Genomic DNA, 25,610 nt, shown 5'->3' with positions numbered 1-25,610 from the left:
AGCGCAGCGAGACCGTCGCAGTGGCGCGCTGCCGGTCTCCTTCGACGCGGCCTCGCGCGCCACTGCGACGGTCTCGCTGCGCTTTCTCTCCCAGTCCTCGTAACCGCCTGCCACGACGTCGACCTTGCCGCTGCCGTCAAGGCCCAGCGTCAGCGTCACCGTCCGGTCGAGGAAGTCGCGATCGTGGCTGACGAGCAGGACCGTGCCTTCGTAATCGGCGATCACTTCCTGCAACAGGTCGAGCGTTTCGAGGTCGAGATCGTTGGTCGGCTCGTCCAGCACGAGAAGGTTGGACGCCTTCGCGAATTCGCGCGCGAGCAGCAGGCGGCTGCGCTCTCCGCCCGACAGGATGCCGACCTTGGTGTCGACGATCTTGGGATCGAACAGGAAGTCCTTGAGATGCGCCTGCACGTGCTTGCGATGGCCCTGCACGTCGATCCAGTCGCCGCCTTCGGCCAGCACTTCGCGCACGGATTTGTCGGGTGAAAGCAGGGCGCGCTGCTGGTCGATCATCACGCCGGTCAGCTTGTTCGAGATATCGACGCTGCCGGTATCGGGGGCGAGTTCCCCCGTCAGCATCTTCAAGAGCGTGGTCTTGCCAGCGCCGTTGGAGCCGACGATCCCGATCCGATCGCCGCGCTGGATGCGAAGGCTGAACGGCTTGATGACGGTGCGATCGCCATAGGTCTTGGATATCGAATCCGCGGCGATCACGGACTTGCTCTTGAAATCCTCTTCCGTCGCAAGCTTCAGCTTGGCGGTGCCGCCGGCGGAGATCATCGAGGCGCGCTGGGCCCGCATCTGGTGCAGTTTTTCCAGCCGCCCCTGATTGCGCTTGCGCCGCGCGGTGACGCCGCGTTCCAGCCAGTGCGCTTCCAGCTTCAGCTTGGCGTCCAGTTTTTCCGCCGCGCGCGCTTCTTCGGCATAGACCTGTTCTTCCCAAGCCTCGTACCCGCCGAACCCGACCTCCTTGCGCCGCATGGTGCCCCGGTCGAGCCAGAGCGTCGCGCGGGTCAGGCGTTTCAGGAAGGTCCGGTCGTGGCTGATAACGACGAAGGCGCCCTTATAGCGATCGAGCCAGCCTTCCAGCCAGTCGATCGCGGCGAGATCGAGGTGATTGGTCGGCTCGTCCATCAACAGCAGATCGGGATCCTGCGCCAACGCACGGGCGATGGCGGCGCGGCGCCTTTCGCCGCCGCTTGCGCCCTTGGTCGGGGTCGCCATGTCGATGCCGAGCTGGCCCGCGATCGCTTCGACCTCGTGCTCCTGCGGGGGATTGTCGCCCACCAGCGCCCATTCCATCAGCGTGGCATGGCCCGAAAGATCGGGCTCCTGCTCCAACACGACGATGCGCGTGCCGGGCTTGACCTTGCGCAGGCCCCGATCGGCTTCGATCCGGTCGTCGATCAGCCGGAACAGAGTGGTCTTGCCCGCGCCGTTGCGGCCGATCAGCGCAAGCCGGTCGCGCGCGCCGATATGAAGGTCGATCGGGTCCTGGTCGAGCCCGCCGAACAGCCAGCGGCCGCCCTGTTGCAGGCCGAGACCTTCCCAGCTGAGGATCGGAGGTTGTGCCATGGAGCGCGGCAGGTAGGCGCGGGCGCGGTGATCGGCAAGGCCGGTGTGGCCCTCGCAAGGCTTGCAAATTCGCAGCCTGTCACGCCCCGATCGCGGAACCCATCGGTTCAGCGGGGCGTAAGCGCGTCATAGGCATTCGCCACACCAACACACCGACCGGAGTATCGATCATGCAACGTTTCGCCCTTTCGCTCGCCGCCGCCGCTCTGGCGCCCGCCGTGGTCGCATTCCCGGCGAATGCCGCCGAAGTCTCGATCGCCGCGACCGGACCCGTGATCGAATTGCAGGTATCGCAGCAGGTTCTGGGCGATCCCGACAAGGCGACGATCAGTGCCGGAGTAACCACGCGCGCGCAGACCGCCGTTGCGGCGATGCAGCAGAACGCCGTCGAAATGGACCGTGTGCTGAAGCGGATGGATGCGCTGGGAATTCCCGAGGACCGCGTGCAGACCGCCGGCATCACGCTGAACCCGCAATATAATCACCGCCAGAACATGCCGCCTGAATTCATCGGTTACGATGCGACCAATCGCGTGACGGTCGATCTGCGGGATCTCGACCGGATCGGGCCGGTGCTCGATGCATTTGTCGCTGCCGGCGCCACCAATCTCAGCGGCCCGAACTGGGAAATCGTGAACGACGCACCGCAAAAGGCAGAGGCGCGCAAGGCCGCCTTCGCGGCGGCGCAATCGCAGGCGCAGGATTATGCCCGCATGGCCGGGTATTCGGGCGTCCGCCTGCTTGCCGTCGAAGAACAGATGGGTTTTCAACAGCCGATGTACGATGCTGCTCCGCAAGCGATCAAAGTAACCGGAAGCCGGATTTCGACGCCGACACGCCCCGGTCAGGTCGGCACGCAGGTCACGATGACGGTCAAATACGAACTGACGCGTTGATCGGGCAGGTGGGGCGCAGCGCATTCACACCTTGTTCAATGCTGTCGCACTAGTCAGAAAGGCATCATGAAAAGCTTGCTGATCCCCTGTCTCGCTCTTGCGCTTTCGATGCCCATGGCCGCGCCTGTGCTTGCGCAGGCGCGGGGCGAACAGGGCGAAGCGCGCAAGGAGATGCGCGCGGGCAATCTCGTGTCCCTGCGCGAGATCGAGGCTCGGATCGTGCCGACCATGCGCGGGGCGGAATATCTCGGCCCGGCCTACGATTCGACCGCGATGGCCTATCGGTTGAAATTCATCCGCGACGGGCGCGTCCTGTTCGTGGATGTGGATGCCCGGACGGGCCGCGTGCTCGGGCGCAGCGACTGAAAATCCCGCTTTCCTACTCTGACCGCGAAACTGTCGGCTGCTTGACGTGTTCATGTACGTGAACGACATCACGGCGACAGGCGGCCGATGGGCCGCAACCGCGCAACCGGGGACCAAGATATAATGAGGATTCTGATCGTCGAGGACGAGCCCACGCTCGGCCAACAGCTCAAATCGACGCTGGAACAGAACGGCTATGCCGTGGACCTGTCCACCGATGGCGAGGACGGCCATTTCCTCGGCAGCACCGAGGATTACGACGCTGTGATCCTCGATCTCGGCCTGCCGGAAATCGACGGGCTCACCGTGCTCGGCATGTGGCGCAAGGAAGGGCGGGGCTTCCCGGTCCTGGTCCTGACCGCGCGCGACAGCTGGAGCGACAAGGTCGCTGGGCTCGACGCGGGCGCGGACGACTATCTCGCCAAACCCTTCCAGACCGAAGAGCTGATCGCGCGCCTGCGGGCACTGATCCGCCGCGCTTCGGGCAATACCAGCGCCGAACTGACGGCGGGCGACGTGCGTCTCGACACGCGCTCGGGCCGGGTCACGCTGAAGGGCGAGCCGGTCAAGCTGACCGCTCAGGAATACAAGCTGCTGAGCTATCTGATGCACCACAAGGGCAAGGTGGTCAGCCGCACCGAACTGATCGAACATATCTACGATCAGGATTTCGACCGCGATTCCAACACGATCGAAGTTTTCGTAACCCGCATCCGCAAGAAGCTTGGCGCGGATGTCATCACCACGATCCGCGGCCTTGGCTACTCGCTCGACGATCCCGCCGACCAGCCGCGCGCCTGATTCCGCAGCGCTCGTAACGCCGTCCGTTCCGGTCGGCGGGGGCTCGGCGGAACCGGTGGTTTCGGCTGCTGCGCGCAACACGGCGCCCCGGGCCGAGAGCAGTCTGGCGCGCCGGATGATGGCGATCGCGGCGGGCTGGATTCTTGTCCTGCTGCTGGCCGGAGGCTTCGCACTCGACCGCACGCTCACCAATCTGGTCGAGCGCAATTTCGACGATCAGCTCGAATATCTCCTTAACGCCATGATCGTGACGGCGGAAATCGACCTGGATGGCGAGGTCTATTTCAACCGCGTGCTGGGCGAACCGCGCTTTCTCGAACCCAATAGCGGCCTCTATTACCAGATCAGCGCGCCCGGTAAGGAAGGGTATCCGTCGCGTTCGCTGTGGGACAACACGCTCACCGTGCGGCAGGAAGCCGACGATTTCGAGCCACGTTTCTACGACAGCCAGCAATTCGCCGACGAGCCCCTGCGCATCGCGCAGCGCACCGTGATCCTGCCGGACAGCGAGGCGCGCTGGACCTTTGCGGTTGCCTCCGCAAGGCAGCAACTGGACGATCAGATAGCGCGCATCCGGGCCATTCTCGCCTGGAGTTTCGCCTTGTTGGGCCTGGGCCTGTTCGCGCTCGCGGTCTTGCAGAACTGGATCGGGCTCAGCCCGCTGCGGCGCGTTCGGGCCGCGATACAGGACATGCGAAGCGCAGGCGCCAATCGGATCGACGAGCCGCTTCCGCTGGAGGTCCAGCCACTGGTCGAGGAGGTCAACGCGCTACTCGCTCATTCGGAACGGCAGGCGGAAGAAGCGCGGACGCATGCGGGCAATCTCGCCCATGCTCTCAAAACGCCGCTCACCGTGCTGACGAACGCCGCCACCGCGCACGATCCCAAGCTGTCCGATCTGGTCTGCCGCGAAACCAAGACGATGCAGCGCCATGTCGAACACCATCTGGCCCGCGCCCGCGCCGTGGGACGGCGCGCCAGCGGCCACTCGCGGGCGGAAATCTGGCCCAGCGTCGAAAGCGTGTTGCGGGCGGTAACGCGAATCTACGAGCGAACGCGGTTCGATCTCGACGGCAATCAGAACGCGGTGGCCGCGATGGAACGGCAGGATCTCGACGAGATCCTCGGCAATCTGATCGAGAACGCGGCCAAGTATGGCGGAGGCAGCGTGTTCGTCACTGTCGATGCCGAACCTTCATCTTCGCGCTGTGTGATCTGGATCGAGGATGACGGAATGGGCATTCCCGAAGAGGAATGGCCGCGCATCTTCGATCGCGGTGCCCGGCTGGATACCGGCAAGCCGGGCACGGGCCTGGGCCTGGCGATCGTGCGCGACGTGGCGGAAATCTACGGCGGTTCGGTGTCGCTGGCCGAGAGCGAGGATCTGGGCGGCCTGCTGGTCCGGCTGGAGCTGCCGAGGGCCGGAGACGGTTTCGACTGACCCGCTAATCAGACCGCGGCAGGGCAGATCGGAATTGGCTTTTGCGAAATAGGGCTCGCCCAAACGAAAACGGGGCCGGAAACCCGACCCCGCTCGTAAATGTGTCCAGTTCAGTAACCGTTACGGGCTGACGGGCTCGTCATCGCCCGAAGCGAAGATGAAGGTGGCGATGGCGAGAACGCCGAAGATCGCCAGAATGCCACCGGCATTGCCGGCCAGTTCGGATTCCCCGTCAACCGGAGCGGCGGCGCGATCGGCTGCCTGAGCGGCGATCGGAGCAACGGCGAGGCTGGCAGCCGAAGCGACCAGAGCTGTCTTGCCAAATTTCATGGTAATTCCCCTTGAGCGAAAATGCGAGGATGGTTCCTATTGAGACCGACGAGGGGATTCAACCCGCCAAGGGCAACGCGAAGGGACTTTTTCACCGTGGCCGCGCTGGTGCTGCATTTTGGTCACATTCGGTCGCTCGCCGGTGGGGCTCAGCGGGTCTCGCGCGCCTGTTCGTGATGCCGGATCACCTCATCGATGATGAAGCGCAGGAATTTTTCGCTGAATTCGGGGTCGAGCTCGGCATCCTGCGCCAGAGCCCGCAGCCGGGCGATCTGCGCATGTTCGCGGCCCGGATCGGCGGGCGGAAGCGCCGCCTTCGCCTTGTAGGCCCCCACCGCCTGAGTGATGCGGAACCGTTCGGCCAGCATGTGGATGAGGGCCGCATCGATATTGTCGATGCTCTTGCGATACCCGGCAAGGGTCGCATCCCCAGTAGAGTATTGGTTCGATGGCTGGGCCGAAGCGGGCTGGGCGGAGGGTGTTTGCCGGGACATCGTGCCAAGCTAGCAGCAATTGCGCCCTTGCCAAGCGCGGCCAGCCTCCCCATTGCCGATGGCAGATGAGCGCCGAAATCATTCCCCTTCACGATCGCGGATCCAACCCCTCGCTCGACCCCATGCTGGCTTTGACCGCGCAGGGCATGAACGCGGTCAATTCCGTGATCCTTTCGCGCATGCAGAGCGAGATACCGCTGATACCGGCGCTGGCCGGGCATTTGATTTCGGGTGGGGGCAAGCGTCTGCGCCCGATGCTCACGCTCGCAGGCGCAGAGCTCGTCGGCTATCAGGGCGCGCGCCACCACAAGCTCGCCGCCGCGGTCGAATTCATTCACACCGCCACGCTGCTTCACGACGATGTCGTCGACGGCAGCGAGATGCGCCGGGGCAAGACCGCCGCGAACATTATCTTCGGCAACCCGGCCACCGTGCTGGTGGGCGATTTCCTGTTCAGCCGCAGTTTCGAACTGATGACGGAGGACGGCAGCCTGCGCGTCCTCAAAATCCTCTCCGGCGCCAGCGCCATCATCGCGGAGGGTGAGGTCGATCAGCTGACCGCGCAGCGCCGGATCGACACCAGCGAGCAGCGCTATCTCGGCATCATCCGAGCCAAGACGGCGGCTCTGTTCGCCGCCGCCGCCCGGATCGCGGCGGTGGTCGCCGAATGCGACGACGAGAAGGAAGATGCGCTCGACGAATACGGGCGCAATCTGGGCGTCGCCTTCCAGCTCGTCGACGATGCGATCGATTACGATTCGGATGCCGCCGCCATGGGCAAGGATCGGGGGGACGATTTCCGCGAGGGCAAGATGACGCTTCCGGTCATCCTAGCCTATGCGCGCGGAAGCGAGGACGAGCGCGCCTTTTGGAAGGATGCGATCATCGGCCACCGCACCAGCGACGCCGATCTGGATCATGCCTGCACTCTGATCGCCCGGCACGACGCGCTGGCGGATACGCGCGAGAGAGCCCGCCATTTCGCCCAGCGCGCGATCGATGCACTGGCGATCTTCCCCGATGGCAAGGCCCGCCAGGCGATGGTGGAAGCGGCGCGTTTCGCAGTGGCGCGGGGCTACTGATTCAGCTGCATAGGGCAGGCCGATGCCTTCCGACCTTCCCATCCACGCCGTCCTTCCCGATTGTCTGGCGGCCCTGCGCGCGCAGACCGGCGCGGTGCTGGTCGCGCCGCCCGGGGCGGGCAAGACGACGGCGGTGGCACCTGCACTGATCGGGGAGGACTGGTGCAGCGGCCAAATCATCCTCACCAGCCCGCGCCGGGTCGCGGCGCGCGCGGCGGCGGAACGGATGGCGGCCCAACTGGGCGAAAAGACGGGCGAAACCGTCGGCTACCTCACCCGGCTCGACAGTCGCCAATCGTCCAAGACCCGCATTCTCGTCGTGACCGAAGCGATCTTCGTCAATCGCATCCTCGACGATCCGGAATTGCCCGGCGTGTCGGCAGTGCTGTTCGACGAAGCGCATGAGCGCCATCTCGACAGCGATCTCGGCCTCGCCATGGCACTGGAGAGCCGCGCTTTCCTGCGCGAGGATCTGCGCGTCCTCGTCATGTCGGCGACTATCGACGGCGCGCGATTCGCGCGGCTGCTCGGCGATGCGGCACCGGTTATCGAAAGCGAGGGGCGTGCCTTCCCGCTGGCGATCGAATGGCTGGGCAGCTCGCCCCACCAGCGAAGCGAGGATGCGGTCGCCGATGGAATCGCGACCGCATGGCGCGACCAGGAGGGCGACATTCTCGCCTTCCTGCCGGGCGTGGGCGAGATCGAGCGCGTGCGCGAGCGGATCGAAGCGCGCCTGCCGGACGCGCTGGTACTGCCGCTGCACGGACAGGTCGATCCGGCGGGCCAGCGCGCGGCCATACGGCGCGATCCCGAAGGGCGGCGGCGGATCGTCCTCGCCACGGCGATCGCCGAAACCTCGCTCACTTTGGATGGCGTCTCGGTCGTGGTCGATAGCGGCTTGTCACGTCGGGCCGAATTCGATCGCGCGGCGGGGACCACGCATCTCGTGACGATGCGGGCCAGCCAGGCCGCCGCCGCGCAGCGCGCCGGGCGTGCGGCGCGACAGGCCCCCGGCACGGCCTACAGACTGTGGGAGCAGGGCGGGCACAAGGGGCGGCCCGAATTCGACCCTCCCGAAATCGTCACGGCCGACCTTGCGCCGCTGGTCCTGAAGGTTGCGCAATGGGGTAGCGATCCGCTGGACCTGCGCTGGCTCGATCCGCCGCCCGAAGCTTCGCTCGCTTCAGCGCAGCAACGGTTGGAAAAACTCGGCGCGCTCGATTCCTCCGGGCGGATCACCGCGTTCGGTGGGCGACTGGCTTCCATGCCGCTCGACCCCGAAGGGGCCGCGGCGATTCTCTACGGTGCCGGGGCGGGGCGCGCGCGAGACGCTGCCGAGCTGATCTTGCTGACGCAGGAGAGAGGCCTGGGCGGGCGCGGCGAAGATCTGTCGGCGCGCCTCGCACGCTGGCGGTGCGATCGCAGCGCGAGAGCGGAAGCCAGCCGGAAACTTGCACAGAACTGGGCGCGGCGGGCGGAAAAGCTGATCGCCGACGATGCCAAGGCTTTCGAGGGGAGCGGTGGCGAAGCCATGGGTGCCGCGCTGTTCCTGGCCGCCGCGCGCCCCGACTTCATCGCCAAACCCCGCGATCCTTCGGGCGAAAGCTGGATTTCCGCAGGCGGGCGGGGCTTCATGCTCGAACCGACCTCTCCTTTGGCGCGGGCCGAATGGCTGATCGTCGCCGATGCGCAGGGGCAGGCAAAGGGCGCGCGGATCACTTCGGCGGCGCAGTTGGTTCTCTCCGATATCGAAACGCATTTCCCCTCTCTGATCGAGCGCAAATCGGTCCTCAATTGGAACGAGGACGAGCAGAGAATCGAAGCGCGGCTGGAACGGCGGCTCGGCGCGATCCGGCTGTCGAGCGGACCCGATCCGTCTCCGGACGCGCAAGCGATTGTGGAAAAGCTTGTGGATAAGGCGCGGGACAGGCTGGGGGTATTGCTGCCTGCCGACCTGCTGGCGCGGGCGCGCTATGCCGGGATCGCCGCGCTGTCTCTCGACGCGCTTGCGGACAATGCCGAGCTATGGCTGACCCCGCTCTTGCAAGGGCGCCGCGATCTCGGGCTGGCGAAGGGGCGTCTTACCGACGCAGTGCTCGGCCTGCTTGATTGGGACAGCCGCCAGAGGCTCGACCGGCTGGCCCCGCGGGAATTCGTGTCGCCTGCGGGCACGCACCACGCGATCGACTATACCGGGGACGACGCGCCCAGCGTGGAAGTGCGCGTGCAGGCGCTGTTCGGGCTGGAGCGGCATCCGATGGTGGGCGACACGCCGCTCCTGCTCAAGCTGACGAGCCCGGCGGGCCGCCCGATCCAAGCGACCCGCGATCTGCCGGGTTTCTGGCGGGGAAGCTGGCTGGACGTGCGCAAGGACATGAAGGGCCGCTATCCCAAGCACCGCTGGCCGGACGAGCCATGGGCCGAGGCGCCAAGCCTCAAGACGAAGAACGCCTTTTCACGTGGGAATACTTGATTTTCAGCACGTCGGGTCGCAAAGACGGCCCGCAAGCGCGACCGCGCGCCCGAGCTTATGCGAGGAAGCCAAGCGAGCCGGACGGCTCGCGCCCGGCGTTTGAGGGACAAAACAAGGACTCGCGACCATGACCGCCCGTATCTATCAGCGACCCAAGAGTGCGATGCAGTCCGGCAAGGCGCGCGTCGATGAGTGGGTGCTCGAATTCGAACAATCCGAAGCGCGCCGCGCCGATCCGCTGATGGGGTGGACGGGCAGCGGCGATACGCAGGTGCAGGTGCAGCTGAAATTCCCCTCCAAGGACGAGGCGAAAGCCTATGCCGAGAAATACGGTATCCCCGCGCGTGTCCATGCGACGCCGCCCAAATCCCTGAAATTGCAGGCTTACGCGGATAATTTTCGCTAGAGGCTTCACGCGCGGCGCGGTCGAGGCTGCGCGACGCTTGCAAACCCACGCCGCCACCGCCATATGGCCGCCCGGGAGTCGGGTGGACGTTCGCGTCTGCTCACCGGGTCAGGTCCGGAAGGAAGCAGCCCAGGTAGATGGCAGCGGGTCGCTCGGCTCCTTTTTCGATCACCATGGCATGACAAGCGCGGCCGGTGCCCCTACCTAACGGGCATGGGTGATTCACCGGACAATTCAGACGGCCTCCCTTGGGAGACCGGAGCGGGCGACGCTCCGGACGACAACGCGCCCAGCGCCGCCGAATTGGAGGATGCGGGCCAGGGATCGATGTTCGGCGCTGCCGAAGCGGAACCCGCCGCGCCGCCAGCAACCGAAGTGCCGCCTGCGAAAGAAACGCCGGACGTCGCCCTCACGGTTCCCTCGGAACCCTTGGTCGAACCGACCGCACCCGATCCGGCGCAGCCCTATCGCGTGCTCGCGCGCAAATACCGGCCCCAGACCTTTTCCGAACTGATCGGGCAGGAACCGATGGTCCGCACGCTCGCCAATGCGATCGCGCGCGACCGGCTGGCCCATGCCTTCCTGATGACCGGCGTTCGCGGGGTGGGGAAGACCTCCACGGCGCGCCTCATCGCCAAGGCCCTGAATTGCGTCGGGCCGGACGGGAAGGGTGGGCCGACCATCGATCCGTGCGGCGTGTGCGAACCCTGCACTGCCATCGCGGAAGGCCGCCATATCGACGTGATCGAGATGGATGCCGCATCGCATACCGGCGTCGACGACGTGCGCGAGATCATCGAGGCGGTGCGCTATTCTGCGGTCTCGGCACGCTACAAGATCTATATCATCGACGAAGTTCACATGCTGAGCCGCAACGCCTTCAACGCGCTGTTGAAGACGCTGGAAGAGCCGCCCGCGCATGTGAAATTCCTCTTCGCCACCACCGAAGTCGACAAGCTGCCCGTAACGGTTCTGAGCCGCACCCAGCGCTTCGACCTCCGGCGTATTCCCGCCGAACTGCTCAAGGAACATTTCGCCGAGATCTGCCGCAAGGAAGGCGTCGAGGCGGAGGACGAGGCCTTGGCCATCGTCGCCAATGCGGCGGAAGGATCGGTCCGCGACGGTCTCTCCATCCTCGACCAGGCGATCGCTCATGCCGATATGGGCGCCGATGAAGGATCGGACAGCACGGTCACCGCCGAGCGAGTCCAGTCCATGCTCGGCCTCGCCGACAAAGGGGCGCAGCGCCGCCTGCTGGGCCATTTGCTGGAAGGCGAGGCGCGGCCTCTGCTCGCAGGCGTGGACGAGCAATATGCGCTGGGAGTCGAGCCACTTGCGATGATGCGGGCGCTGATGGACATCGTCCACCGGATCACCGTGTCGCAAGTGTCAGGCGGCGAGCCCGACGCGCCGAGCGCCGAGGAGCGCGCCGAGCTCGCCGCCTGGGCCGAAGCGATCCCTGCGGGTCGCCTCCATCGCCTGTGGCAATTGCTGCTGAAGGGGCATGAAGAGGTGCGCCAGGCGCCCGATCCGCTCGTGTCCGCGCGCATGGCGCTGCTGCGGACGCTGCACGCCAACGACCTTCCCGATCCGGGGCGGCTGGCCCAGATCATCGCGGATGCCGCGGCCAATGCGCCGAGCGCTCCGACAACGACCGGAAGCGAAGGCACCGCCGAGGCTCCTGCCGCGAAGTCGATCGACTGGCGCGATCTGGTCGCCAAGGTCGAGGATGCGGGCCAGCACCTCGCCGCCAGCACGATGAAATTGCAGATCCGCCCGATCGCGATCGAGAGTGGGCTGCTGCGATACAGCCGCGATGCGCGCTACAAGGACGATATCGGCCCGCAATTGCGCGAGGCGCTGCTCGCCGCCACGGGCGAACGCTGGCAGATCGAGCAAGCGCCGGAGGGCGGTGCACCCTCGCTGGTCGAACAGGAACAGCAGGCCGCCGCCGACGCCCAGCGCGAGGCGCGCGAACATCCCATGGTGAAGGCCGCGTTCGCCGCTTTCCCGGATGCCGAACTCTTGGAAGAAACCCAGACGCCGTCCCCCCGGCGCGATTGGAGACGTGAAGCATGAAATCGATGGAAGAAATGATGGCCGCCGCCCAGAAGGCAGCCGAGACGATCCAGAACCAGATGGGCGAGGCGCAGGCCAAGCTCGATACGATTGAGGTCGAAGGCAATGCCGGTGGCGGCATGGTCAAGGTCCGCGCCACCGCACGCGGCCGCATCCTCGGCGTGGCGATCGACGACAGCCTGATGAATCTCGACGAGAAGCAGATGCTCGAAGATCTCGTCACCGCCGCCTTCAACGATGCGCGCGACAAGGCGGATCGCCGCGCGGGCGAGGAAATGGCGCAATTGCAGTCGGGCATGGGCTTGCCGCCGGGCTTCAACCTGCCCGGCATGGGATAACCCGCAGAAACGGAAACGATACGCGATCGGGAGAGCGCCATGTCGATTTTCAACAACAACTCCAATCGCCCCGGCGCAGGGGCAATATCCCCTTTATGTGGCATGGCCATGCCGGGTCTCGGCACGGCGTCGCGCATGCCGGTGGCGCAGACATTCCGCCACGCGCGCACGCTGGACGGCAACAAGGTCGGCCTGGCCTACGATTTCCTGAGCGAGGCGGAGCGCAAGCAATTGCTGCACTTCGCCCGCTCGCCCGACGCGCCGTGGGAAACCTATCTCCCGAAAAACGACGTGTGGCATGGCCGGATGATCAATCCGCGCTCCATGCCGCCCAAGATATTGAAGCTGATGGAGAAGATCAGGCGCCGCACCGCCAGGCATATCGCGGCGGATTACGGCATCGCCGATCCGATCTATGCCGATACGCTCCAGCTGGTGCGCTGGCGCGTCGGCGACGATCAGGCGGCGCACGCCGATTGCGAGGAGCCGGATGGCAGCCCCAACCAGTTCCCGTGGCGCGCCTTCGCCTCGATCATCTACCTGAACGACGAATATGAGGGCGGGGCGATCCATTTCCCGAAACTCGGCCTGCGCCCGGATCTGAAGCCGGGCCTGCTCGCCTATTTCCCCTCGACCGCGAGCTACCTCCACGGCGTGGAGAAAATCACGGCGGGCGAGCGGTTTACCTTCAGTTGTTTCTACACGTTCGACAAGGCAAGGCACGACGGCCACTCGGTCTGATGGAACCGCCGCCGCGTTCGTGATACAAGCGCCTCCAGAGGAGAGAGATCAGATGGCAACGGTGATGAATGACAATGCGAGCGGTAACGACAGCGATGTCCGCGCGCAGGTTTCCGACGAAGAGTGGGCGGTCCGCGTCGATCTCGCCGCAGCCTATCGCCTGGTGGCGCACTACGGGTGGGACGATCTGATTTTCACGCACCTGTCGGCGCGCGTTCCGGGGCCGGAGCATCACTTCCTGATCAATCCCTATGACATGATGTTCGAAGAGATCACGGCGTCGAGCCTGGTGAAGATCGATGTCGAGGGGCAGCCGGTTCTGAAAACCAGCCACCCGGTCAATCCGGCGGGCTTCACCATCCATTCCGCGCTGCACATGAACTGCGAGGATGCAGCGGCGGTGATGCATCTTCACACGCCGAACGGCCAGGCGGTCAGCGCGATGGAATTCGGCCTGCTGGAGCACACCCAGACCGGCATGATCGCGCGGCACGACATCGCCTATCACGACTATGAAGGCATCGCGACCGACCTCGAGGAGCGCGAGCGGCTGGTCGAGGACATGGGCGACAAGCACGCCATGATCCTGCGCAATCACGGCACGCTCGCGATCGGCAAGACGGTCGGCCAGTGCTTCCTGCGCCTCTATTTCATCGAGCGCGCCTGCGAAGCGCAAGTCGCGATGCTGAGCGCGGGCCGCGAGAATTTGAACACCCCGCCGCAGGGCACGCCCGAAAAGGTCCAGACTCAGTCGTCCGCCGCCGGGATGGGCATGGTGGCGGACCGGCTGGCCTGGCCGGCGTTGCTGCGGAAGCTCGACCGGATCGATCCTGGGTTTCGGGAGTAAGCGGGCCAACCTTCTTTAGAGGGAGTCCCCGCTTCCGACCCCCATTTCGGGCATTTGGCAGCCGTTTGAGTTTTTAACAATGAACGACAACCAAGGTCCCTTTCAGCGTCAACTTAGAAAAAACAATGCGGAAGCCGTGAGGCTTTATACAGGAATTACCTTGGCTGGCATTCCTGTCGCCTTCGCAATGCTTTTTAGCTCGCTGATCGCGCGTCTACTTGGCGTCTATGGCAATTCGGATGTTGTATCGGCCATTCTTTTCGTCTTCCTATTTCTCTTTGGTGTTAGATTCAGACGAGGGGGGCGCGTCGGCTCGACACGCCGAACTTTTGGGTTATGGGTTGCAATCTATTCGTTTTTCTTCGCAGCAATCTTCAGCACCCTTGCAGGCATTGCTTTGTGACCGCGCGGGGGCGACGCTAATCACGCCCCACCCGCTTCCCCACAGCTTCCCACGCAGACCCCGTTGCAGCGCTCCGCCACACTTCCCATATTCGGGGCATGAACCAGACATTCCCGCTTCTCCCCCTTCGTGACATCGTCGTCTTTCCCGGCATGGTCGTCCCGCTCTTCGTCGGGCGTGACAAGTCCGTGGCCGCTCTGGAAGCGGCGATGGAAGGATCGAAGGATATCTTCCTGCTCGCCCAGCTCGATCCGGGCTGCGACGATCCCGCGCGTGAGGATCTGTACGATGTAGGCGTGGTCGCGCGGGTGCTTCAGCTTCTGAAGCTGCCCGATGGGACTGTGCGCGTGCTGGTCGAAGGGTCGGACCGCGCGAAGATCGAATCCTTCGAGGTCGAAGGCGATTACGTGGTCGCATCGGTCGAAGTGCGCGAGGAACGCACGGCATCGGGCAGTCAGGTCACTGCCACCATGCGGCAGGTAATCGAGCAGTTCGGCGAATATGCGAAGCTCAACAAGAAGCTGGGCGAGGGTGCCGGCGACGAGTTGGGCGATATCGACGATGCGGGCGAACTCGCCGACACCATCGCCGCCGCCGTGGCCGCTAAGGTCTCCGACAAGCAGAGCCTGCTGAGCGAGGAAGACCCGCTCAAGCGGCTGGAAATGGTTATGTCCTTCATGGAAGGCGAACTGTCGGTTCTCCAGGTCGAGAAGAAGATCCGCGGCCGCGTGAAGCGGCAGATGGAGAAGACCCAGCGCGAATATTACCTCAACGAACAGTTGAAGGCGATCCAGAACGAGCTGGGCGACGGGGACGAGGACGGCATCAACGAGATCGCCGAACTGACCGAGACGATCGCAAAGACCAAGCTGAGCAAGGAAGCGCGCGCCAAGGCGGAAAGCGAGCTCAAGAAGCTCAAGGGCATGCAGCCCATGAGCGCGGAGGCGACCGTCATCCGCAATTATCTGGACGTGTTGCTGGGCCTGCCGTGGGGCAAGAAATCGAAGCTCAAGAAGGATATCGGCGAGGCGCAGCGGGTGCTCGACGCGGATCACTACGCGCTCGAAAAGGTCAAGGACCGGATCGTCGAATATCTCGCAGTGCAGGCGCGCACCAACAAGCTCAAGGGCCCGATCCTGTGCCTCGTCGGCCCGCCCGGCGTCGGCAAGACCTCGCTCGGCAAGTCGATCGCGCGGGCGACGGGGCGTGAATTCATTCGCCAGTCGCTGGGCGGCGTGCGCGACGAGGCCGAGATTCGTGGCCACCGGCGCACCTATATCGGGTCGCTGCCGGGCAAGATCGTCACCAATCTCAAAAAGGCGGGCAAGAGCAATCCGCTCTTCCTGCTCGACGAGATCGACAAGCTCGGCCAGGACTTCCGCGGCGATCCGGCGTCGGCGCTGCTCGAAGTGCTCGACCCCGAACAGAATTCGAAGTTCCAGGACCATTACCTCGAACTCGATATCGACCTCAGCGACGTGATGTTCGTCTGCACGGCCAACTCGCTCAACCTGCCGCAGCCGCTGCTGGATCGGATGGAGATCATCCGGCTGGAAGGGTACACGGAAGACGAGAAGGTCGAGATCGCGCAGCGTCACCTGCTCGACAAGCAGGTCAAGCAGCATGGCCTCAAGGATGGCGAATTCGAGCTGACCGAAGAGGCTCTGCGCGATCTGATCCGCTATTACACGCGCGAGGCCGGGGTCCGCACGCTGGAGCGCGAGATCGCCAAGCTGGCCCGCAAGAGCCTGCGCCGCATTCTCGAAGGCAAGACGACAAGCGTAACAATCACGCCCGAAAACCTGGCCGATTTCGCCGGTGTCCGCCGCCACAAGCACGGCATGGGCGAGGAAGAGGCGCAGATCGGTGCGGTTACGGGCCTTGCCTGGACCGAAGTGGGCGGCGAATTGCTCACGATCGAGAGCGTCACCACGCCGGGCAAGGGCGAGGCGAAGACGACGGGCAAATTGGGCGAAGTGATGAACGAAAGCGTCGCCGCCGCCTTCAGCTTCGTGAAGGCCCGCGCGCCCGCCTATGGCATCAAGCCGAGCCTGTTCCAGCGCAAGAATATCCATATCCACCTGCCCGAAGGTGCCGTTCCCAAGGACGGGCCAAGTGCGGGGATCGGAATGGTGACGTCGATCGTGTCGACGCTCAGCGGCGTGGCCGTGCGGCCCGACGTCGCGATGACGGGCGAGGTCACTCTACGCGGCCGGGTGCTGGCGATCGGTGGGCTGAAGGAGAAACTGCTCGCCGCCCTTCGGGGGGGCATCAAGACGGTGCTCATCCCGGAAGAGAACGTGAAGGACCTCGCGGAGATTCCCGCCAATGTGAAGGAAGGGCTGGAGATCATTCCGGTCAGCCATGTCGATCAGGTGCTTGAGCGGGCGCTCGTAGCTCCGTTGGACGCGATCGAATGGACCGAGGCGGACGATCTGGCCAGCCAGCCGATCACGGCGGGAGGCGCTGCCTCTCCTCCCACGGCGCACTGACGTCCTGATAAGTTTGTAAATTCTGCAATTCTCGACCCGGCGCATCCCTGGTGCGCCGGGTTAACCATATTCGGCGTCGTTTCGACCGATTTGCAGGGCTTTGACGCCGATTTACCTTTGACAGGCCCCGCCGGATGCGCTCACTCTTCGCGCGCTCGAGCCGGTGATTCACCGGTTCAACGTCAAACCGATCAGTTCGTCATGAAGGCGAAATCTCAATCTTGGGGGATCCAACACAATGAACAAGAACGACCTTATCACCGCGGTTTCCGAATCCAGCGGCCTGTCCAAGAACGACGCGTCGAGCGCGGTCGAAGGCGTGTTCGATGCCATCACCAAGGCGCTGTCGAATGGCGACGAAGTGCGCCTGGTCGGCTTCGGAACCTTCTCGGTCGCCAAGCGCAAGGCATCGACCGGTCGCAATCCGCGAACCGGCGAACCGATGACGATCAAGGCTTCGAACCAGCCCAAGTTCAAGGCCGGCAAGGGTCTCAAGGATTCGGTCAACTAAGACCGGATCTTCGGAACACGAAACGCCGCGTCGATCCATTGGGGTCGGCGCGGCGTTTTCGTTTTATGGCGGCCTTATCGCGCGGCGATGGCGTACAATGCGATCGCAGCGGCGTTTGAGACGTTGAGGCTTTCAACCGAATCGCCGATCGGCAGGCGCGCCAGAGCGTCGCAATGCTGGCCGATATTGTGGCGCATGCCCGGCCCTTCGGCCCCGAGCACCAGTGCTACCGGCCCTTTCGGCAGGGCCTCGGCCAGAGTCGCCTCCGCTTCGCCCGCCAGGCCAAGGCGCCAATATCCCGCCTCCGCGATATCGTCGAGCGCGCGGGCCAGATTGACCACCCGCACCCAGGGCAGGATTTCCAGCGCCCCGGAAGCGGTCTTGGCGATCACGCCGCCTTCGGGCGGGGCGTGGCGATCCTGCGTGACGATCGCCGCCGCGCCGAAAGCTGCCGCGGAGCGCATGATCGCGCCGACATTGTGCGGATCGGTCACCTGATCCAGCAGCACGATGGGCCGCGTCGGATCGCCGTCCAGCACGTCGTCGAGGAACACGTCGTCGAGCGGAGCGCAGTCGAGCACCAGGCCCTGATGCGGCGCATCGCGCGACACCAGCCGGTCGAGATCGGAAGGCGCGGCGTATTCCACCGCGAAATCCTGCGGCAGCTCGCCGTCGAGTTCGGCGATCGCTTCGCGCGTCGCCCACAATTTGTGATGGCGCCGGGCGGGGTTCATCAGCGCAGCCTCGACCGCATGGTGGCCCCACAGGCGCACTTGGCCCGTGCTAGCGCGCCCGCTGCCGCGGCCACCCTTCATACGTCCGGCGCGGCCGCGCAGGGCTCGCTTGCGTTCCGGTTTGGCCATAGCGGTAAATCCTTCCTTGTGTCGGCGCGCCCTGTGCCAGCGGCCCCATTGACAGGCAAGCGCCGCTTCGCCAAAGGGGCGCCTCCCGGCGGCTCAGCCCGCCGCAGCCCGTCGCGTATTCCGCGATATCGGCAAGCCGATGGACAGGTGGCCGAGTGGTTAAAGGCAGCAGACTGTAAATCTGCCCGCGCAAGCGTACGCTGGTTCGAATCCAGCCCTGTCCACCAGTTTTCTCCCGATCTACCGCTTCGCTGTGCTTTCGGCGGGACGGCAGTCCCCATGACGTCGGTCTTGCCCGCGCGCTGCGCGAGGCCTAACCGGACGCGATGACTCACTCCAACGCGACCCATCATCCGGTCATTTCCGCCACCGGATTGTTTACGCCCGAACACAGCATTTCGAACGCCGAGCTGGTCGAAAGCTTCAACGCCTTCGTCGAGCGGCACAACACCGCGCACGCCGATGCAATCGCTGCGGGCGAGATGGATGCACTCCAGCCGAGCTCGGTCGAATTCATCGAGAAGGCGAGCGGTATCAAGGCTCGCCACGTCATGGCAAAAGACCCGGTTCTCGATCCCGAGACGATGGCGCCGCGGTGGAACGCGCGCGGGAATGACGAGCTTTCGATGATGGCCGAGATCGGTGTTTTGGCGTGTCGTCAGGCGCTGGAGCGGGCAGGGCGCGACGCGGCGGATGTCGATGCGGTGCTGTGCGCGGCGTCGAATATGGAGCGGCCCTATCCGGCGATGGCGATCGAAATCCAGCAGGCGCTGGGGATCGACGGGTTTGCCTTCGACATGAATGTCGCGTGCTCTTCCGCCACCTTCGGTATCCAGACTGCGGCGGACTATATCCGCGCGGGCAACGCGAAAAGCGTCCTGGTCGTCAGCCCGGAAATCACCAGCGGGCATCTCAACTGGCGCGACCGGGACAGCCACTTCATCTTCGGCGATGTCGCGACCGCCGTGCTGGTCGAGGATGCGAGTATCGCACCTGCCGGCCACTGGGACATTCTCGGCACGAAGCTCAAGACCGTGTTCTCGAACAATATCCGCAACAATTTCGGTTTCCTCAATCGCGCCACGCCCGACGACACGGACACGGCGGACAAATTGTTCGTCCAGGAAGGACGCAAGGTCTTCAAGGAGGTCGTCCCGATGGTGGCGGAGATGATCGTTGCCGAAGCGGAGCGGCTGGATATCGATCCGCAGGGGCTGCGCCGCCTGTGGCTCCATCAGGCCAATGCCGGGATGAACCGCCTGATCGCCCAGCGCGTTCTGGGCCACGAGGCGAGCGAGGATGAAAGTCCGACCGTGCTCGATACCTACGGGAATACGTCGAGCGCGGGGTCGATTATCGCGTTCCACCTGAACAGCGACGATCTGGAAAGCGGCGATAGCGGCCTGATCTGCAGCTTCGGCGCAGGATATTCCGCCGGGACTGTCTTCGTGCGCAAGATGGGATGAGATGGCCCCGGCGCTTGCCGGGTGCCCCGCGCGTCTCTAGACGCAGACTATGCCAGGTGAACTGCTAGACAATCACGGGCGGGGCGATGCCAGCTGGTCCTTGCCCTCGATCCATCCGGAAGGGCGCAAGTTCGGACTGATTGCCGTGGGCATCAGCCTGATATTCCTGTTGCTGCTGGACTGGGACTGGATCGGCTGGCCCCTGCTGGCTCTCGCAGGCGGCGTCTTCGCCTTCTTCCGCGATCCCGAGCGCGTTGTTCCGCAAAACGATGTAGCCATCGTATCGCCTGCGGACGGGCTCGTGACCCTGATCTCCCAGGTCGAGCCGCCCGAGGAATTGCGGATCGACGATGGCAGCGGGATCGAAGGCCTTCCGACAGGCCCGGTGACACGCGTTTCGATTTTCATGAGTGTGTTCGACGTCCACATCAATCGCGCCCCGATCGGCGGTGTCGTGCGGCGGCTGGTCTATCTGCCCGGCAAGTTCCTCAACGCCGATCTCGACAAGGCGAGCGAAGAGAACGAGCGCCAGCACATCATGATCGAACGGGCCGACGGAGTAAGGATCGGCTTCACACAGATCGCAGGTCTCGTCGCGCGGCGGATCGTGCCCTTCGTCAAGGTCGGCGACACCATGGGTGTGGGCCAGCGGGTCGGCCTGATCCGCTTCGGTAGCCGCGTGGATGTGTATCTGCCCGCGGGAACCGATTCGAAGGTCCTCCTGGGCCAGCGCGTAATCGCGGGCGAAACGGTTCTGGGCGAAGTCGGCACACGCAAGCTCATCGAAGGAATTGCGCAATGACGTCCCCCTCTCCCGAAGAACGCCCGCGTCTGGGCCCGAAAGCCACCGAGGACGAGCCGTTCGATGCTGCACCCGTTCCGGTGCGGCGCGGTCTTTCGCTGCGCGCTTTGTTGCCGAATGCGATTACGGCGGCGGCGCTGTGCTCTGGGCTTACGGGCGTTCGATTCGCCATTGCGGGCGATTGGGGCTTCGCCGTTCTGGCGATCATCTTCGCCGGCGTTCTCGACGGGATCGACGGGCGAATCGCGCGGCTCCTGAATGCGCAATCGCGATTCGGAGCCGAACTCGACAGTCTGGCCGATTCGCTCAGCTTCGGTACTGCGCCCGCGATCATCGTCTATCTGTGGTCGCTTCAGGATCTGTCGCGTTTCGGCTGGTTCGCAGCGCTCGCCTTCGCGGTGTGCTGCGCTCTGAGGCTCGCACGCTTCAACGCCCAGATCGATACCGACGTGCAACCGCACAAGTCGCTGGGTTTCCTGACCGGTATTCCGGCTCCCGTAGGAGCGGGCCTGGTCTTCCTGCCGTTCTATCTGTGGATTGCGACCGGTGAGGCGCTGTTCCGCTCGCCCTATCTGGTCGGGCCGTGGGTGGCGTTGATCGCGGCGCTGATGATTTCGAACCTTGCGACGCTCAGTTGGACGTCGCTTCGCCCACGTCGGAATGTTCGATTGGAATTGCTGGCGTTCGCCGGACTGTTCTTCGCGGCCTTGCTGTTGGAGCCGTGGTGGACGCTTGTCGGCATCTGCGCAATCTATCTCGCGCTCCTACCCTATGGATGGTTCCGTTACGCCAGGATCAGGCGGCAGCGCGCTTGACCGAAACGGCGAGCGGCTTACGGCAAGTCGCGGCACGAACGCGGCTTGTCTTGCGCGTGCGAATTCCGGTCGAATGAATGCGACCCTCTTTCGATCCCGCAAGTTCACTGCGCAGTCGCCCGAAAGCAGACCACCAGCGCAGTCCGCTATCGGCGAGGACCGCCGCACTGGCGAAGGCCAGAACGACAAAGGCGGCGACAAGAGCGAGTGCGAACATCGAAATATCTTTCTATCAAACCCGATCCGGAAATCTTGGGTTGTCGACAGACCGATTGACAGCCTGTGGACAGTATGTGGATAACATTGGTTGTCCGCTGGGGTTCCAGCGTTAAGGCCGGTGTTCTCTATTTGTTCCGTTCCGTCAAGCGTTTTTCGCGATGAAATGCTGCAATTGCACGATGAGTAGAGACTGGATTTTCGCTCCAGAACGCGCTAAGCGCCGCGCGTTCGTCATGAGCAGCCCCGTCCGGGGCCGGTTCGAAACGGGCAAAAATCCACATGGAAGGCACACATACCGGTGCCCGCCGCGGGACATGACCGCATACGGGTTCCAGCTTTCCAGAGGCACAACCGGAAAGGAATTATCTATGGCGGCTCCTACCGTCACGATGCAGCAATTGATCGAGGCCGGCGCGCATTTCGGCCACCAGACCCACCGTTGGAACCCGCGCATGAAGCCGTATATCTTCGGCGCGCGCAACGGCATCCACATCATCGACCTGTCGCAGACCGTGCCGCTGTTCGCGCGCGCGCTCGACTTCGTGCAGCAGACCGCGCGTTCGGGCGGCAAGGTGCTGTTCGTCGGCACCAAGCGCCAGGCGCAGGATGCGATTCGCGAAGCTGCGCTCTCTTCGGGCCAGCACTTTGTCAATCACCGCTGGCTGGGCGGCATGCTCACCAACTGGAAGACGATTTCGGGTTCGATCAAGGAACTCAAGTCGCTCGAAGAGCAGCTCGCCGGGGACACCAGCGGCCTGACCAAGAAAGAGGTGCTGAACCTCACCCGCAAGCGCGACAAGCTCGAACTGTCGCTCGGCGGCATTCGCGACATGGGCGGCATTCCCGACGTGATGTTCGTGATCGATGCCAACAAGGAAGACCTCGCCATCAAGGAAGCCAACGTGCTCGGCATTCCGGTGGTCGCGGTGCTCGACACCAATACCGATCCCTCGGGCATCGCCTTCCCGATCCCCGGCAATGACGACGCCAGCCGCGCCGTGCGCTTGTATTGCGATGCGATCGCCGACGCCGCCCGTTCGGGCAAGGGCGCAGGCGTCCAGGATTCGGGCCAGGATGTCGGCGCGATGGCCAATCCGCCGGAAGAAGCCGCGGCCTGATCCAGCGGATTTGCGCGGGCGTCACGCCTGCGTAACCCAATATTCCTAAGCGCCGGGCCGCCAGACGAGGCGGCCCGGCGCCGCAATTCTATCCAAGAGGAACACGAACCATGGCGAATTTCACCACCGCCGACATCAAGGCGCTGCGCGAACGCACCGGCGCGGGCATGATGGATGCCAAGAAGGCGCTCGTCGAAACCGATGGCGATCTGGAAGCAGCGGTCGACGCGCTTCGTGCCAAGGGTCTCGCCACCGCGCAGAAGAAGTCCAGCCGCACTGCGGCCGAGGGCCTGATCGGCGTTGCCGTGGAAGGTACCAAGGGCGTTGCCGTCGAAGTGAATTCCGAAACCGACTTCGTCGCCAAGAACGACAAGTTCCAGGATTTCGTCCGCTCGGTCACCGATGTCGCGATCACCACCGATAGCGACGATGTCGAGGCGCTGAAGGCCAAGGATTATCCCACCGGCGGCACCGTTTCGGACAAGCTGACCGACAATGTCGCCACCATCGGCGAAAACCAGCAGATCCGCCGCATGAAGACCGTCTCGGTCGAGAACGGCGTGGTCGTACCCTACATGCACAACGCGGTTGCGCCGAACCTCGGCAAGATCGGCGTGCTCGTCGCGCTCGAAAGCGAGGCGGACAAGGACACGCTGGAAGCTCTGGGCAAGCAGATCGCGATGCACATCGCCGCCGCTTTCCCGCAGGCGCTGAATGCCGACGGTCTCGACGCCGACCTGATCGAGCGCGAGCGCGCCATCGCCAAGGAAAAGGCTGCCGAAAGCGGCAAGCCCGAAAACGTGCAGGACAAGATGGTCGAAGGCGCCGTGGCGAAGTTCGCCAAGGAAAATGCGCTCCTCAGCCAGATCTTCGTGATGGACAACAAGACCCCGATCTCGGAAGTCGTCGCCAAGGCCGGCAAGGATGCGGGCAAGCCGATCGAACTGAAGGACTATGTTCGCTTCCAGCTCGGCGAAGGTATCGAGAAGGAAGAAACCGATTTCGCGGCGGAAGTCGCTGCGGCGGTCAAGGGCTGACCCTTCCGAACCTGAAAATGCGGACGGCCGCCGGACCTCTTGGGTTCGGCGGCCGTTTTCGTTTCGCGCCGCAACGGTCGAATTTTTAAGGCAATTTTGAGGATTTCATGCTCAAACTGCGAAAGGTGAAATGAGCGGACAAGTTGAGGGAGGAGATCATTGGCTGATGCATCAAGCGACGAACCCGTTCGTCAATCGCCCGACGCCGATTCGCTTTCGACTGTCCGTTCGGTCGGTCTAAACGGAGACGATCTGGCGCTGTGCCTGCTCGAACAGAGCGAGGATTGCGTCAAAATTCTCAGCATCGACGGCACGCTGGACTTCATGAGCTGCAACGGTTTGAGCGCGATGGAGATCGATGATCCCAGCAGGGTCCTGGGACAATTGTGGTGGACTCTCTGGCCCGATAACTCCCGCGCGATGGTGGAGGATAATTTCAAGAACGCGCTCGGTGGCCGCACGGTGACTTTCGAGGCATCCTGCCCGACGGCGAAGGGCAATCCGCGCCATTGGTCGGTCAATCTCAAGCCGATGATCGCGCGCGATGGGCTGGTGGTGTCGGTGCTGGCCACCTCGCGTGAGATCGGCTGATCTGACGGGGCATTGCGCCGCCATACCCTTTGCGCCGATCCGCCTTCGCGGTTAAGGAACCCCGTTCCAACCGCTTGACGAGATTGCCGCACCGATGCCCATGCCCCCGATGAAACGCGTCCTCCTGAAACTTTCGGGCGAGGTGCTGATGGGGGATGCGCCATACGGAATCGATCCCGATTTCGTGCTGGAGCTCGCCCACGAAGTGAAGCGCGCCAAGGAGACGGGGCTGGAAATCTGCCTCGTCATAGGCGGCGGCAACATCTTTCGCGGCATGGCGGGCGCGGCGCGCGGCATGGACCGGGCGCAGGCCGACTATATGGGCATGCTCGCCACCGTGATGAACGCGCTGGCGATGCAGAACGCGCTGGAACAGATTGGCGTGCCGACACGGGTGCAGTCCGCCATCCAGATGGATCAGGTGTGCGAGCCGGTGATCCGCCGCCGCGCGGAACGGCATCTGGAAAAGGGCCGCATCGTTATTTTCGCCGCTGGTGTCGGCGCGCCCTATTTCACCACCGATAGCGGGGCGGCGCTGAGAGCTGCGGAAATGCGCTGCGACGCGCTTCTGAAGGGCACCAGCGTCGACGGAGTCTACAGCGCCGATCCCAAGCAGGATCCGGACGCGCAGCGTTTCGATACCGTAACTTACGACCGCGTTTTGGCTGACAATCTCAAGGTCATGGACGCCAGCGCGGTGGCGCTGTGCCGCGACAACGACATTCCGATCGTGGTCTTCTCGATCCGCGAAAAGGGCAATCTGGCGCGTGTGCTTTCGGGCGAAGGTGTTCAGACCATCGTCCAGACCCGCCCTTAGACAGAATACGAAACAGAGGAAGCCGATCATGGCCAAATACGATAAATCCGATATCGACCGCCGCATGCAGGGTGCAGTCGAAAGCCTGAAAGGCGATCTTTCCGGCCTGCGCACCGGCCGCGCGAACACCAGCCTGCTCGATCCGGTCGTGGTCGAAGTCTACGGCGCGATGATGCCGCTGGCCCAGGTGGCGACGGTCAACGCGCCCGAGCCGCGCATGCTGTCGGTCCAGGTGTGGGACAAGGCGAATGTGACTGCTGTCGAGAAGGGGATCGCCAAGTCCAATCTCGGCCTCAATCCGATCGTCGACGGCCAGACCCTGCGCCTGCCGATGCCCGACCTCACCGAAGAGCGCCGCAAGGATCTCGCCAAGCTGGCGGGCGAATATGGCGAGAAGGCCAAGATCGCCATTCGGAACGTCCGGCGCGACGGGATGGAAGCGCTCAAGGAAGACGAGAAGAAGAAGGAAATCTCCGAGGACGACCGCAAGCGCAGCGAGGACGACGTCCAGAAGATGACCGACAAGCATGTCGGTGAAGTGGACGATGCAGTCGCGAAGAAGGAACAGGAAATCCTGACGCAGTGAGAACTGCGGCCGGCGCGTCCC

Annotated in this window: 27 protein-coding genes, 1 tRNA gene and 1 other RNA gene; 24 read left to right on the top strand and 5 right to left on the bottom strand. The window is 64.1% G+C overall.

Annotation, left to right across the window (positions count from 1 at the left end):
- The coding region (locus J7347_RS05670; RefSeq protein WP_209161142.1) for an ABC-F family ATP-binding cassette domain-containing protein at positions 1 to 1,575 on the bottom strand (1,575 nt) is incomplete at its 3' end.
- Between the two features lie 170 nt (positions 1,576 to 1,745).
- Between J7347_RS05670 and J7347_RS05665 the strand changes: the two genes are divergently transcribed.
- The 4 genes from J7347_RS05665 to J7347_RS05650 all read left to right on the top strand — a co-directional run bounded on the left by J7347_RS05665 (position 1,746) and on the right by J7347_RS05650 (position 5,079).
- Entirely contained in the window at positions 1,746 to 2,471 is a 726-nt protein-coding gene (locus tag J7347_RS05665; protein WP_209161141.1) for an SIMPL domain-containing protein, read from the top strand.
- Between the two features lie 66 nt (positions 2,472 to 2,537).
- A complete protein-coding gene (locus J7347_RS05660; protein WP_067681009.1) occupies positions 2,538 to 2,837 on the top strand; it encodes a PepSY domain-containing protein in 300 nt (99 codons plus the stop codon).
- A gap of 123 nt (positions 2,838 to 2,960) precedes the next feature.
- Entirely contained in the window at positions 2,961 to 3,638 is a 678-nt protein-coding gene (locus tag J7347_RS05655) for a response regulator transcription factor (RefSeq protein WP_067681134.1), read from the top strand.
- A gap of 115 nt (positions 3,639 to 3,753) precedes the next feature.
- Positions 3,754 to 5,079, top strand: a complete 1,326-nt coding sequence (locus tag J7347_RS05650) for an ATP-binding protein (protein ID WP_233999303.1) — start codon at positions 3,754 to 3,756, stop codon at positions 5,077 to 5,079.
- Between the two features lie 120 nt (positions 5,080 to 5,199).
- Here J7347_RS05650 and J7347_RS05645 read toward each other — a convergent pair whose 3' ends face one another.
- On the bottom strand, positions 5,200 to 5,409 hold the full coding sequence (locus tag J7347_RS05645) for a hypothetical protein (protein WP_067681012.1): 210 nt from the start codon (positions 5,407 to 5,409) through the stop codon (positions 5,200 to 5,202).
- Between the two features lie 149 nt (positions 5,410 to 5,558).
- Positions 5,559 to 5,903 (bottom strand): chorismate mutase, encoded by a 345-nt coding sequence (locus tag J7347_RS05640; RefSeq protein WP_082851361.1) that lies wholly within the window; start codon positions 5,901 to 5,903, stop codon positions 5,559 to 5,561.
- Positions 5,904 to 5,968: 65 nt separating this feature from the next.
- On the opposite strand from J7347_RS05640, the gene J7347_RS05635 reads away from it, so the two are divergent.
- The 11 genes from J7347_RS05635 (at position 5,969) to J7347_RS05585 (ending at position 17,275) form a co-directional block, all read left to right on the top strand.
- Positions 5,969 to 6,985 carry a polyprenyl synthetase family protein gene (locus J7347_RS05635; RefSeq protein WP_209161140.1) on the top strand — a complete coding sequence of 339 codons (1,017 nt, stop codon included), beginning with the start codon at positions 5,969 to 5,971 and terminating at the stop codon, positions 6,983 to 6,985.
- 22 nt (positions 6,986 to 7,007) lie between these two features.
- Positions 7,008 to 9,458, top strand: a complete 2,451-nt coding sequence (gene hrpB, locus J7347_RS05630) for an ATP-dependent helicase HrpB (protein WP_209161139.1) — start codon at positions 7,008 to 7,010, stop codon at positions 9,456 to 9,458.
- Between the two features lie 127 nt (positions 9,459 to 9,585).
- Entirely contained in the window at positions 9,586 to 9,864 is a 279-nt protein-coding gene (locus tag J7347_RS05625) for an ETC complex I subunit (RefSeq protein ID WP_067681021.1), read from the top strand.
- A 71-nt stretch (positions 9,865 to 9,935) separates the two neighbouring features.
- Positions 9,936 to 10,030: signal recognition particle sRNA small type (gene ffs / locus J7347_RS05620), an RNA gene on the top strand.
- Positions 10,031 to 10,077: 47 nt separating this feature from the next.
- Positions 10,078 to 11,943: a DNA polymerase III subunit gamma/tau gene (locus J7347_RS05615; RefSeq protein WP_209161138.1), complete on the top strand. Its 1,866-nt coding sequence runs from the start codon at positions 10,078 to 10,080 to the stop codon at positions 11,941 to 11,943.
- Positions 11,940 to 12,281 carry a YbaB/EbfC family nucleoid-associated protein gene (locus J7347_RS05610; RefSeq protein ID WP_067681027.1) on the top strand — a complete coding sequence of 114 codons (342 nt, stop codon included), beginning with the start codon at positions 11,940 to 11,942 and terminating at the stop codon, positions 12,279 to 12,281. The genes J7347_RS05615 and J7347_RS05610 overlap by 4 nt, the downstream gene beginning before the upstream one ends.
- A gap of 102 nt (positions 12,282 to 12,383) precedes the next feature.
- Positions 12,384 to 13,022, top strand: coding sequence for a 2OG-Fe(II) oxygenase (locus J7347_RS05605; protein ID WP_209161137.1), 639 nt, complete (start codon positions 12,384 to 12,386; stop codon positions 13,020 to 13,022).
- Between the two features lie 52 nt (positions 13,023 to 13,074).
- Positions 13,075 to 13,869 (top strand): class II aldolase/adducin family protein, encoded by a 795-nt coding sequence (locus J7347_RS05600; protein ID WP_209161136.1) that lies wholly within the window; start codon positions 13,075 to 13,077, stop codon positions 13,867 to 13,869.
- 79 nt (positions 13,870 to 13,948) lie between these two features.
- Positions 13,949 to 14,272 carry a hypothetical protein gene (locus J7347_RS05595; RefSeq protein WP_209161135.1) on the top strand — a complete coding sequence of 108 codons (324 nt, stop codon included), beginning with the start codon at positions 13,949 to 13,951 and terminating at the stop codon, positions 14,270 to 14,272.
- 98 nt (positions 14,273 to 14,370) lie between these two features.
- On the top strand, positions 14,371 to 16,764 hold the full coding sequence (gene lon / locus J7347_RS05590; protein ID WP_209161134.1) for an endopeptidase La: 2,394 nt from the start codon (positions 14,371 to 14,373) through the stop codon (positions 16,762 to 16,764).
- Between the two features lie 238 nt (positions 16,765 to 17,002).
- Positions 17,003 to 17,275 carry an HU family DNA-binding protein gene (locus J7347_RS05585; protein WP_067681041.1) on the top strand — a complete coding sequence of 91 codons (273 nt, stop codon included), beginning with the start codon at positions 17,003 to 17,005 and terminating at the stop codon, positions 17,273 to 17,275.
- A 74-nt stretch (positions 17,276 to 17,349) separates the two neighbouring features.
- Here the strand turns inward: J7347_RS05585 and rlmB are convergent, their stop codons facing one another.
- Positions 17,350 to 18,138 (bottom strand): 23S rRNA (guanosine(2251)-2'-O)-methyltransferase RlmB, encoded by a 789-nt coding sequence (gene rlmB / locus J7347_RS05580; RefSeq protein ID WP_209161133.1) that lies wholly within the window; start codon positions 18,136 to 18,138, stop codon positions 17,350 to 17,352.
- A 141-nt stretch (positions 18,139 to 18,279) separates the two neighbouring features.
- Here rlmB and J7347_RS05575 point away from each other — a divergent pair.
- From J7347_RS05575 to J7347_RS05560, 4 genes are all read left to right on the top strand, one after another.
- Positions 18,280 to 18,365: transfer RNA gene (locus J7347_RS05575), tRNA-Tyr, on the top strand.
- A 99-nt stretch (positions 18,366 to 18,464) separates the two neighbouring features.
- Positions 18,465 to 19,604 (top strand): beta-ketoacyl-ACP synthase III, encoded by a 1,140-nt coding sequence (locus J7347_RS05570; protein ID WP_209161132.1) that lies wholly within the window; start codon positions 18,465 to 18,467, stop codon positions 19,602 to 19,604.
- 49 nt (positions 19,605 to 19,653) lie between these two features.
- Positions 19,654 to 20,406, top strand: coding sequence for a phosphatidylserine decarboxylase (locus J7347_RS05565; protein ID WP_067681050.1), 753 nt, complete (start codon positions 19,654 to 19,656; stop codon positions 20,404 to 20,406).
- Positions 20,403 to 21,221: a phosphatidylcholine/phosphatidylserine synthase gene (locus J7347_RS05560; protein WP_209161131.1), complete on the top strand. Its 819-nt coding sequence runs from the start codon at positions 20,403 to 20,405 to the stop codon at positions 21,219 to 21,221. Before J7347_RS05565 ends, J7347_RS05560 begins: the two co-directional genes overlap by 4 nt.
- Here the strand turns inward: J7347_RS05560 and J7347_RS05555 are convergent.
- Positions 21,202 to 21,438 (bottom strand): hypothetical protein, encoded by a 237-nt coding sequence (locus J7347_RS05555; RefSeq protein ID WP_209161130.1) that lies wholly within the window; start codon positions 21,436 to 21,438, stop codon positions 21,202 to 21,204. The two genes, J7347_RS05560 and J7347_RS05555, sit on opposite strands and share 20 nt — an antisense overlap.
- A gap of 370 nt (positions 21,439 to 21,808) precedes the next feature.
- On the opposite strand from J7347_RS05555, the gene rpsB reads away from it, so the two are divergent.
- The 5 genes from rpsB (at position 21,809) to frr (ending at position 25,589) form a co-directional block, all read left to right on the top strand.
- Positions 21,809 to 22,558 (top strand): 30S ribosomal protein S2, encoded by a 750-nt coding sequence (gene rpsB, locus J7347_RS05550; protein WP_067681055.1) that lies wholly within the window; start codon positions 21,809 to 21,811, stop codon positions 22,556 to 22,558.
- Positions 22,559 to 22,668: 110 nt separating this feature from the next.
- Positions 22,669 to 23,595, top strand: coding sequence for a translation elongation factor Ts (tsf, locus tag J7347_RS05545; protein WP_067681058.1), 927 nt, complete (start codon positions 22,669 to 22,671; stop codon positions 23,593 to 23,595).
- 159 nt (positions 23,596 to 23,754) lie between these two features.
- Positions 23,755 to 24,186, top strand: a complete 432-nt coding sequence (locus J7347_RS05540; protein WP_209161129.1) for a PAS domain-containing protein — start codon at positions 23,755 to 23,757, stop codon at positions 24,184 to 24,186.
- A 94-nt stretch (positions 24,187 to 24,280) separates the two neighbouring features.
- Complete coding sequence (pyrH, locus tag J7347_RS05535; RefSeq protein ID WP_209161128.1) at positions 24,281 to 25,003, top strand: UMP kinase; 723 nt, start codon at positions 24,281 to 24,283, stop codon at positions 25,001 to 25,003.
- Between the two features lie 28 nt (positions 25,004 to 25,031).
- A complete protein-coding gene (gene frr, locus J7347_RS05530) occupies positions 25,032 to 25,589 on the top strand; it encodes a ribosome recycling factor (RefSeq protein WP_067681067.1) in 558 nt (185 codons plus the stop codon).
- Positions 25,590 to 25,610 lie beyond the last annotated feature (21 nt).

The organism is Erythrobacter sp. A6_0, assembly GCF_017744235.1.
Classification (GTDB): domain Bacteria; phylum Pseudomonadota; class Alphaproteobacteria; order Sphingomonadales; family Sphingomonadaceae; genus Qipengyuania.
Note: the sequence above shows the minus strand (reverse complement) of the source record. Positions and strands in the feature narration are given on the sequence as shown.

Bases quoted from the DNA above. Each gene is read 5' to 3' on its own strand.
- J7347_RS05665 (WP_209161141.1), top strand. From the start codon at position 1,746: ATGCAACGTTTCGCCCTTTCGCTCGCCGCCGCCGCTCTGGCGCCCGCC.
- J7347_RS05660 (WP_067681009.1), top strand. From the start codon at position 2,538: ATGAAAAGCTTGCTGATCCCCTGTCTCGCTCTTGCGCTTTCGATGCCC.
- J7347_RS05655 (WP_067681134.1), top strand. From the start codon at position 2,961: ATGAGGATTCTGATCGTCGAGGACGAGCCCACGCTCGGCCAACAGCTC.
- J7347_RS05650 (WP_233999303.1), top strand. From the start codon at position 3,754: ATGATGGCGATCGCGGCGGGCTGGATTCTTGTCCTGCTGCTGGCCGGA.
- J7347_RS05645 (WP_067681012.1), bottom strand. From the start codon at position 5,409: ATGAAATTTGGCAAGACAGCTCTGGTCGCTTCGGCTGCCAGCCTCGCC.
- J7347_RS05640 (WP_082851361.1), bottom strand. From the start codon at position 5,903: ATGTCCCGGCAAACACCCTCCGCCCAGCCCGCTTCGGCCCAGCCATCG.
- J7347_RS05635 (WP_209161140.1), top strand. From the start codon at position 5,969: ATGAGCGCCGAAATCATTCCCCTTCACGATCGCGGATCCAACCCCTCG.
- hrpB (WP_209161139.1), top strand. From the start codon at position 7,008: ATGCCTTCCGACCTTCCCATCCACGCCGTCCTTCCCGATTGTCTGGCG.
- J7347_RS05625 (WP_067681021.1), top strand. From the start codon at position 9,586: ATGACCGCCCGTATCTATCAGCGACCCAAGAGTGCGATGCAGTCCGGC.
- J7347_RS05615 (WP_209161138.1), top strand. From the start codon at position 10,078: ATGGGTGATTCACCGGACAATTCAGACGGCCTCCCTTGGGAGACCGGA.
- J7347_RS05610 (WP_067681027.1), top strand. From the start codon at position 11,940: ATGAAATCGATGGAAGAAATGATGGCCGCCGCCCAGAAGGCAGCCGAG.
- J7347_RS05605 (WP_209161137.1), top strand. From the start codon at position 12,384: ATGGCCATGCCGGGTCTCGGCACGGCGTCGCGCATGCCGGTGGCGCAG.
- J7347_RS05600 (WP_209161136.1), top strand. From the start codon at position 13,075: ATGGCAACGGTGATGAATGACAATGCGAGCGGTAACGACAGCGATGTC.
- J7347_RS05595 (WP_209161135.1), top strand. From the start codon at position 13,949: ATGAACGACAACCAAGGTCCCTTTCAGCGTCAACTTAGAAAAAACAAT.
- lon (WP_209161134.1), top strand. From the start codon at position 14,371: ATGAACCAGACATTCCCGCTTCTCCCCCTTCGTGACATCGTCGTCTTT.
- J7347_RS05585 (WP_067681041.1), top strand. From the start codon at position 17,003: ATGAACAAGAACGACCTTATCACCGCGGTTTCCGAATCCAGCGGCCTG.
- rlmB (WP_209161133.1), bottom strand. From the start codon at position 18,138: ATGGCCAAACCGGAACGCAAGCGAGCCCTGCGCGGCCGCGCCGGACGT.
- J7347_RS05570 (WP_209161132.1), top strand. From the start codon at position 18,465: ATGACTCACTCCAACGCGACCCATCATCCGGTCATTTCCGCCACCGGA.
- J7347_RS05565 (WP_067681050.1), top strand. From the start codon at position 19,654: ATGCCAGGTGAACTGCTAGACAATCACGGGCGGGGCGATGCCAGCTGG.
- J7347_RS05560 (WP_209161131.1), top strand. From the start codon at position 20,403: ATGACGTCCCCCTCTCCCGAAGAACGCCCGCGTCTGGGCCCGAAAGCC.
- J7347_RS05555 (WP_209161130.1), bottom strand. From the start codon at position 21,438: ATGTTCGCACTCGCTCTTGTCGCCGCCTTTGTCGTTCTGGCCTTCGCC.
- rpsB (WP_067681055.1), top strand. From the start codon at position 21,809: ATGGCGGCTCCTACCGTCACGATGCAGCAATTGATCGAGGCCGGCGCG.
- tsf (WP_067681058.1), top strand. From the start codon at position 22,669: ATGGCGAATTTCACCACCGCCGACATCAAGGCGCTGCGCGAACGCACC.
- pyrH (WP_209161128.1), top strand. From the start codon at position 24,281: ATGCCCATGCCCCCGATGAAACGCGTCCTCCTGAAACTTTCGGGCGAG.
- frr (WP_067681067.1), top strand. From the start codon at position 25,032: ATGGCCAAATACGATAAATCCGATATCGACCGCCGCATGCAGGGTGCA.